Consider the following 7336-nt stretch of genomic DNA (forward strand, 5'->3'; position numbering starts at 1 on the left):
CCGATCTGTATCGTTTCACCCAGCACAGCCATTCGTAACCCCCTCCCGATCATCTATCCTTGATGATCGGAGTATGCCGGGGTCAATCCTCCCTGAATACAACGCCGCTGGCTTACCGCTTACGGACGAAAAATCCCTAATCCGAGCGCCAGCGCTAATGCCCAAGTGGAATGCCCGGTTTCCACCAAGCCCAGAAAAGGAAGATAAAGTCCCAGACTAATCCAAAAAAGCCCCCGTAATACGGTAATAGTATGGTCCTCAAGATGAAGGACAATGGGGCGTCGTGAACTGCCCAACTCCACCAGAAGTGCCAGTCCGGCCAGCAGAACCAATCCCCAGGGAGCCATCATTTCAATAAAACCCGGGAAGGATAAGTGACTTAATTGCCAGAGATAGATATTCTGGGGATTACCGATGGGAGACAACAGGGATCCCACATTGACCCCCAATGCCTCGAAGATGATCAGTCGACGCCAGGAAACTGGCGCCAGTTGTCGCAAAGCCAAGGTAAGCGGAACCACAACGAAAAGTGCGATATCGTTGGTCAAAAAAGTAGAAAGGATTATGGAAGCCCAGGTCAACCACCGTGCCAAGGATCGTTCACTATGAACCCGATCCAGCAAATGTCGCCCTAACTTTGGCAAAATCCGGCTCTGTTCAATTCCTTGCGTCAGAAGCATCAGTCCACCCAGAACCTCTAGCGTCGGAAGGTGTATGCGATGCACCGCTCCCGCCCAGGCGGTAGGGTGAAAAAAACCCATCAAAATTCCGAGAGCAATCAAGAGTTGGAGTAAGGGCTCTTTCAACCAGAGGAAACTCACGGGCGTTTTTGCCGCGTCGGTGACCGGATTGGTCCCATCAGGGAATGGAGGTGGCCCGTCGAAGGCAGGGAGGGTAAAGCCCGCGGCAGATCATCAGAAACGAATTGCCCACAAAAACATTGGGTTTTCTGCGCTAATCCGTCCAATTTCTGTTCTTCATAAGAATCCAGGAAAGAATGCCAAAATAAAAGAGCGCCGGCCAAAGGATGGTTTAGCGCCTGTAGCAGGGCCCAATGTTTGGCTTCATAGGACTTGACGGGGATATTGACCACGCGCTTGTCAGACAACACAGGATAGAAACGCAACAGGATATCTTCATCGAAGGGAGAATCCACCAAAAAAACCCATTGATGCCGTGCCAGACACCGTTGTATCAAAGAAACGCAGGATTCCAGGTCCGTCACACTGCCCGTCGTTGGCAGCAGGTGCAAACCGCCTGATTCCTCCAGGAACCTCACATGTTTTTCCCTTGCCCGACTTTCCGCGCGGGGTTCATGTTTCGCACGGTATCCTAAGTTTTCCAGTACGGTCCACACGATATTTCTCTCCTTGATCAACGGTACGCTCTAGGCACGGATTAATCCAACCATCACTCCCTCGATATGCAGGGCATGTTTTTTCAGGTTCACTTCAATGACTGGATAGTCAGGGTTTTCCGGGCGCAATTCCACCCGCTCGCCCTGACGATAAAATCTTTTTATCGTCACTTCATCCTCTAATCGCGCTACCACGATCTGTCCATTCTGGGCAATGAGGGTATGATGTACCGCAACCAGATCCCCTTCCAAAATACCTGCATTGCGCATACTTTCTCCCTGCACGCGCAGCAGGTAATGCGCCACAGGCTGAAATAACTCTGGCGCAATTGGCTCATAGGATTCGATATGTGCAAGAGCCAGTATGGGTTGTCCTGCCGCCACCTTGCCGATGAGCGGTAACCCGCTGGCTTCCTTGGGTCCTTCTACCAAACGGATCCCCCGTGAAACTCCCTGAACCAGTTCGATCGCCCCTTTACGTTCCAGTGCCCGCAAATGCGACTCTGCCGCATTGGGTGAACGAAACCCCATGGCGGCACAGAGCGCAAGGCGTGTTGGCGGAATACCATGATCCACCATATACTGGCGTATCCAAAGAAGAATTTCCTGTTGACGTGGTGTAAGTTCCTGCATGGGAAGCACTCCGTTCAAAGCAAGTAACTGTAATTATATACAGTCAAAAGAATTATGCAACTCAAAGTTTTGTTCCATGCTATTTTCACGGAGGATACATCATGCCAACTACTGAGTTAACGCATCCTGCTCTCTTTCTTGGTCATGGCAATCCCATGCATGCCCTGGGTCACGATCCCGTCACCGACCAATGGTGTACTTTGGGCAGTCAATTACCCCGCCCACAAGGGATTGTGGTCTTTTCTGCCCATTGGGGCCTCAAACATTGTGCCGTCACCGCCATGGCTCGTCCCCGTACGATTCATGATTTCGGGGGTTTCCCACGCGCCCTCTATCAGATTCAATATCCCTGTCCGGGCAGTCCGCAACTGGCCCACCGAGTCTGCACTCTTTTATCCCCCTGGCCTGTCCACACAGATCACGAATGGGGACTGGATCATGGGGCCTGGTCTCTTCTTCTGCATCTATATCCAGATGCAGATATCCCCGTGATTCAAGTGGCACTCGATCTGAGCCAGTCTCCAGGCTTCCATTACGAACTGGGCAAACGATTGGCCCCTTTGCGCAAAGAAGGGGTTCTTCTGCTGGGAAGCGGCAATATTGTTCATCATCTTGGGGCCGCACTATGGGAAGAGATGTCCCCTCCCCACGCCTGGGCCAAAAGTTTTGATGACTGGGTCGTGGAATGCATCAGAAAGCACGACCATGAATCTTTACTTGAATGGGATCGGTGGCCTGCAGAAGGATACCTGGCCGTCCCCACTCCGGAACATTTTCTGCCCCTGCTCCCCATTCTGGGTTCGTTTCAGTCCACGGATCAAGTTTCTTTCCCTGTCCGACTTATGGAAATGGCGGCTATCAGCATGACGGGCGTCCTTCTTTCACCAAGAGAAGGATCCTCTGGTCCAGAAACTAATCAGGAACGAAACGTAGTACCGCACTGTTGATGCAGTAGCGCTTGCCTGTGGGAGGGGGGCCATCGTCAAAAACATGACCGAGGTGAATCCCGGAACTGGCACTCAACACCTCGATACGATGCATGCCATGGCTATCATCCTCACGCATGATCAGGGCACCGGACACTGGAGCAAAAAAACTGGGCCATCCGGAATGGCTTCCAAACTTGGCATCGCTCCGGAACAAAGGTTGACCGGTAACAGGATCCACATAGGTACCCGAAACATGGTTGTCAAGGAATGACCCTGTAAATGCAGGTTCTGTTTCTCCTTTGAAGGCAATGGCCTGTTGCTCCTGGGTTAATGTCCAATGGCCCAACCAATTCCAGAATGCGTGTTGATCCCCATTGAATCCCGTAAAACGACTGATTTCCTCGCCATTCTGGAACAATACGCTGGTGGGACTGGCCCACACGGCACTTTTGAGATGCCAACCCACGGGTGCTTGAGCAGAAGGAGTCCGCGTCACTGGAACGGCAGATTTCCAATGTTTTAGTACCTGAGCCTCGAACTGCCGACAGTAATCGCAATCTACCCCCTCAAAGACGACCAATTGAGTCGCTGCCAGGGATTTTCCATCGAGAAGAGGAACTGAGTGACTCAGTGATTTCTCCGGTTGCTGGGCAGGAAAAACCACACCGGTTCCACCCAACCCACAATAACCCTCAGGATTTTTCTGAAGATAGCGTTGATGGTATTCTTCCGCCCGGTAAAAATGCTCTAAAGGAGCTAATTCGGTTGTCATGGCAGGATATCCTGCGGCAGTCAGGGCGGACTGATAGATTTTCATCACGGACAACGCTTCATTTCGTTGATCGGGATGGGTGTAAAAAACGACACTCCGATAGTTGGGACCCTCATCGTTTCCTTGGCGATTTCCCTGAGTCGGGTCATGATTCTCGAAAAAATCCATCAGAATCTGGCGAGTGGAAATGATCCGGGAATCGTAATCCACTTCCACCACCTCGGCATGGACCCGATTCTTTCCTTCGATGGCTTCCCTCAGTACCATTTGATAGGTTGGATTGGCGGTTTCTCCTCCCGCATATCCCACCTCGGTATGCACCACGCCCGGAAGCGAAGCCAGACGCTTTTCTGCCCCCCAGAAACAGCCCATACCCAACACCAGACGGGAAAGATGTGGAGAAACCGAAGATTGTCCAAAAACCGGATTTAGACTCATTATGACCACCTGGATAAAAAAGGGTCCTGTTCTCTGGCCACTGGGTCAAGTCATCCAGCGCCGCAGCCACACGCAAGTTCCGCTCTGTAATCTGTTAGAATATGGCGTCGCCCGGATGGTGAAACTGGTAGACACAAGGGACTTAAAATCCCTCGGCCATTGCGGCTGTGCCGGTTCGATTCCGGCTCCGGGCACCATCAAGCAGTCCAAAGACCTCCAAAAAATAAAAATGGTCTAATAATTTCAAATAATTACTGATACCACAAACTCGGTTGAAAATTCTTCTTAAAGATGCTTTTTCAAAAACTCCATAGTTCTTATCCAAGCAAGTTCTGCAGATTTTGCATCGTGCTTTAAATAGGCGAGATTTTTGGAGTCAGCCTCTTCATTGGCAAAGGCATGCTTTGCGTTGTAGCGGAAAAACTCAAAGGGGACTGAAGAATCCGTTAATTTTTTCTCTAACGCATCAACCCCACCTATAGTGAATACATCGTCAAGGGTAGCCCAGTGCCCCATGATGGGTACGCTAATCTTGGTGGCATCAACATATTCCAAGGGTGGATAGCCATACCAAATTACCGCAGCATCCAACTCCGGCACAAAAACACTTGAAAGAAGAGTTAACGCCCCCCCCATACAAAATCCAGTGATGCCGACTTTTTGGATTCCAAGACTCTTCAAATATTGAACCGCGCCGCGAACATCCTGACTGGCCGCATCAGCAAAATCAAGCCCATTCATTAAATGATTGGCTTCATTTTCTTCCAAAGCCAATTTGCCGCGATATAAATCAGGCACTAACGCTTGGTAACCTGCCCCTGCCAATCTATCAGCAACAGATTTGATTTGATCATTCAGACCCCACCACTCCTGAATAACTACGATTGCCGGGGCATTTTCAGACCCCTTGGGTTTGACCAGATAAGCACTGGCAGTCTGACCATCTGGTCTTTTATAACTGATCATTGAGCCCATTAAATTCCCTTGAATTGGTTTGCTTTGAACTTGTCCGAACATCTATAGCCTGATCATGAATGGCTGAACTTTTTAATGACATATTGTCGATCAATTTTCCAGTTCCCGCAATCAGAAAAGCGCTTGACCGGCACTTTTGGGCACAAGGCTACCTGCCCTAAGATGAGGGAATATGGGTTGTCGCCGCGTTCTTGAGAAACCAACCCAGGAAGATAATCCACAAACCTCCCGGAATGTCTCCGGAGAATATTTTCCAGAAACCAATCAATATGAAAACAAAAGCAAATCCCTGTCCAACTTTTGCGGCAATGAAGGTAGCCCGTGGCAGATCTCCCGTTATGGCCCAAACCATGGCTCGAAATACGCGTCCACCATCAAGAGGGTATCCTGGAATGAGATTGAATAGCCCCAGGGCCAGATTGATGTAGGCCAGATATTTGAACAGGGCAAGCAAGGGGGGGTTGTCTGAAAACACGCGCAGAAGTTCATTGCATACGAAAGCCAGGAAAAAACTCACTAATGGGCCTGCGACGGCTATCAAAAACTCCGCGCCTGCATTGGGTGACTCTCCCTCTATCTGGGCGACCCCGCCAAACATGAACAGCGTGATGCTGCGTACCTGAATTTTGTACCACAGGGCCACGACAGAATGTCCGATTTCGTGCAGAAGAATGCTCGCAAAATAGAACAAGGCAGTCACTCCCGCCATGACCCAATACATTACCGGTGACCAATTGAAAAATTCGGCGGGGTAATAATCATCTGCCAGCATCCATGTGAGCAGGCCAAAAATTAAAAACCAGGATGAATCCAAGCCCACCGGAATTCCAAAAACTCTTCCCAGGAAGTACTGTTTGCGGGCCACTTACTGAAAAACCCGAATGATCTGCTCATCAATCACTAACACCTGATCTTCTTCGTCTGCGATTCTCATCTCAATTCCGTGTCTCCGCGTATTTAAAGCCAACATAACCCGCACCGATGACGGCCATGAGAGCCAGGATTGTCGAACCAAACTCTGGTATCCGAGGAAGATCATTGAGCATCCTCCGGAACCATCTTGATCGCCCCGCAAGGGCACTCGGCAACACAGATTCCGCAGCCCTTGCAATAGTCATAGTTGATCTGAAAACGCTTGCCGTGACCCAGCTTGATCACCGCATTGTCGGGACATACACCATAGCAGTTATCGCACTCGAAACAGTTGCCGCAGGACAGGCAGCGACGCGCCTCGAACAAGGCATTGTTCTCGTTTAAACCGCCCTGCACTTCCTCGAAACCGGACTGGCGGCGTATAGCATCCAGCACCGGGCGCATGATTTTAGGGGCATCGGAGTAATACCATGGGTTGAGCATATTGAAAATCACCGGCTCGTGTTTGGCAGCGGGCACGTAAGTTCTGTCGCGCAACCAGGCGTCAATGTGACGCGCGGCCTTTTTTCCATGCCCGACCCCCGTTGTCACGGTGCGCTCCGATGGCACCATGTCGCCTCCAGCGAAAATTCCCGGATGCCCGGTCATCATGTTGCTGCCGATCTGAACTGTGCCATCCTTAATCTCTAGGCCAGCCACACTTTGCAGTAGAGACAGATCGACATCCTGCCCGAGCGCCAGCACCAGAGAATCCGCCTCCATGGTTTCGAATTCTCCCGTAGGTTGCGGATAACCTTTTTCGTCCAGCACCATTTTCTCAATGGCAAGGTTATGCTCGCCCACAGATATAATCGTGGAAAGCCATTTGATCATCACGCCTTCCTGCAGCGCTTCTTCCACCTCGAAATCGTGCGCAGGCATCTTCTCGCGGGTACGGCGATAGACGATAATGGTTTCAGTCGCTCCCAAGCGCTTGGCGGTGCGTGCCACATCGATTGCTGTATTGCCTCCACCATAAACCACCACACGGCGGCCCAGCATCGGTTTGTCCTCACCTTCCATGCTGCGCAACACGGAAACCGCATCCATGATATGTGCCGCGTCGCCTACCGGAATGAAAGCACGCTTGCCAATGTGTGCGCCAACCGCGAGAAATGCCGCGTCAAAATTACCTGCGCGCATGCTGTCCTCGATATTCATCACTTTGGTACTAAACCTCCCCATGCCTAAAGGCAGGGGGTTCTAAGGGCGAACCCGCTGGGGTCTCCTGGCTCTCGTCTTGCGACTACAGCATCCAGGCCATGACCAGCGGCAAACCCTCTATCACAAACGACCTGCTCTAACGGTGTTACCACCGTG

The 7336-nt window shown here is 51.0% G+C and carries 7 protein-coding genes, 1 tRNA gene and 1 pseudogene; 2 read left to right on the forward strand and 7 right to left on the reverse strand.

Features of this window, described 5'->3' with window-relative positions:
* Positions 1-119 precede the first annotated feature (119 nt).
* The 3 genes from IV91_RS0111665 to lexA form a co-directional block, all read right to left on the reverse strand.
* Positions 120-821, reverse strand: a complete 702-nt coding sequence (locus IV91_RS0111665; RefSeq protein ID WP_051862638.1) for an SLC13 family permease — start codon at positions 819-821, stop codon at positions 120-122.
* Complete coding sequence (locus tag IV91_RS0111670; RefSeq protein WP_150112471.1) at positions 818-1279, reverse strand: hypothetical protein; 462 nt, start codon at positions 1277-1279, stop codon at positions 818-820. Before IV91_RS0111670 ends, IV91_RS0111665 begins: the two co-directional genes overlap by 4 nt.
* 108 nt (positions 1280-1387) lie before the next feature.
* Positions 1388-1990 (reverse strand): transcriptional repressor LexA, encoded by a 603-nt coding sequence (lexA, locus tag IV91_RS0111675; protein WP_031598593.1) that lies wholly within the window; start codon positions 1988-1990, stop codon positions 1388-1390.
* 101 nt (positions 1991-2091) lie between these two features.
* Between lexA and ygiD the strand changes: the two genes are divergently transcribed.
* Positions 2092-2937: a 4,5-DOPA-extradiol-dioxygenase gene (gene ygiD, locus IV91_RS0111680; RefSeq protein ID WP_082783443.1), complete on the forward strand. Its 846-nt coding sequence runs from the start codon at positions 2092-2094 to the stop codon at positions 2935-2937.
* Here ygiD and msrA read toward each other — a convergent pair.
* On the reverse strand, positions 2903-4129 hold the full coding sequence (gene msrA / locus IV91_RS0111685; protein ID WP_035417970.1) for a peptide-methionine (S)-S-oxide reductase MsrA: 1227 nt from the start codon (positions 4127-4129) through the stop codon (positions 2903-2905). The genes ygiD and msrA overlap by 35 nt on opposite strands.
* A 109-nt stretch (positions 4130-4238) precedes the next feature.
* Here msrA and IV91_RS0111690 point away from each other — a divergent pair.
* A tRNA-Leu gene (locus tag IV91_RS0111690) sits at positions 4239-4326 on the forward strand.
* Between the two features lie 88 nt (positions 4327-4414).
* On the opposite strand, the gene IV91_RS0111695 is transcribed toward IV91_RS0111690, so the two are convergent.
* The 3 genes and pseudogenes from IV91_RS0111695 to IV91_RS0111710 form a co-directional block, all read right to left on the reverse strand.
* Positions 4415-5146, reverse strand: a complete 732-nt coding sequence (locus IV91_RS0111695) for a dienelactone hydrolase family protein (RefSeq protein WP_197456517.1) — start codon at positions 5144-5146, stop codon at positions 4415-4417.
* Positions 5147-5261: 115 nt separating this feature from the next.
* A complete protein-coding gene (locus IV91_RS0111700; RefSeq protein WP_051862640.1) occupies positions 5262-5969 on the reverse strand; it encodes a site-2 protease family protein in 708 nt (235 codons plus the stop codon).
* A gap of 170 nt (positions 5970-6139) precedes the next feature.
* Positions 6140-7192, reverse strand: a pseudogene (locus IV91_RS0111710) (FAD-dependent oxidoreductase); the annotation flags it as partial.
* Positions 7193-7336 lie beyond the last annotated feature (144 nt).

The sequence above is a fragment of the Ferrovum myxofaciens genome, assembly GCF_000735045.1.
GTDB classification, from domain to species: Bacteria; Pseudomonadota; Gammaproteobacteria; order Burkholderiales; family Ferrovaceae; genus Ferrovum; species Ferrovum myxofaciens.

Bases quoted from the DNA above. Each gene is read 5' to 3' on its own strand.
- ygiD (WP_082783443.1), top strand. From the start codon at position 2,092: ATGCCAACTACTGAGTTAACGCATCCTGCTCTCTTTCTTGGTCATGGC.
- IV91_RS0111695 (WP_197456517.1), bottom strand. From the start codon at position 5,146: ATGTTCGGACAAGTTCAAAGCAAACCAATTCAAGGGAATTTAATGGGC.
- lexA (WP_031598593.1), bottom strand. From the start codon at position 1,990: ATGCAGGAACTTACACCACGTCAACAGGAAATTCTTCTTTGGATACGC.
- msrA (WP_035417970.1), bottom strand. From the start codon at position 4,129: ATGAGTCTAAATCCGGTTTTTGGACAATCTTCGGTTTCTCCACATCTT.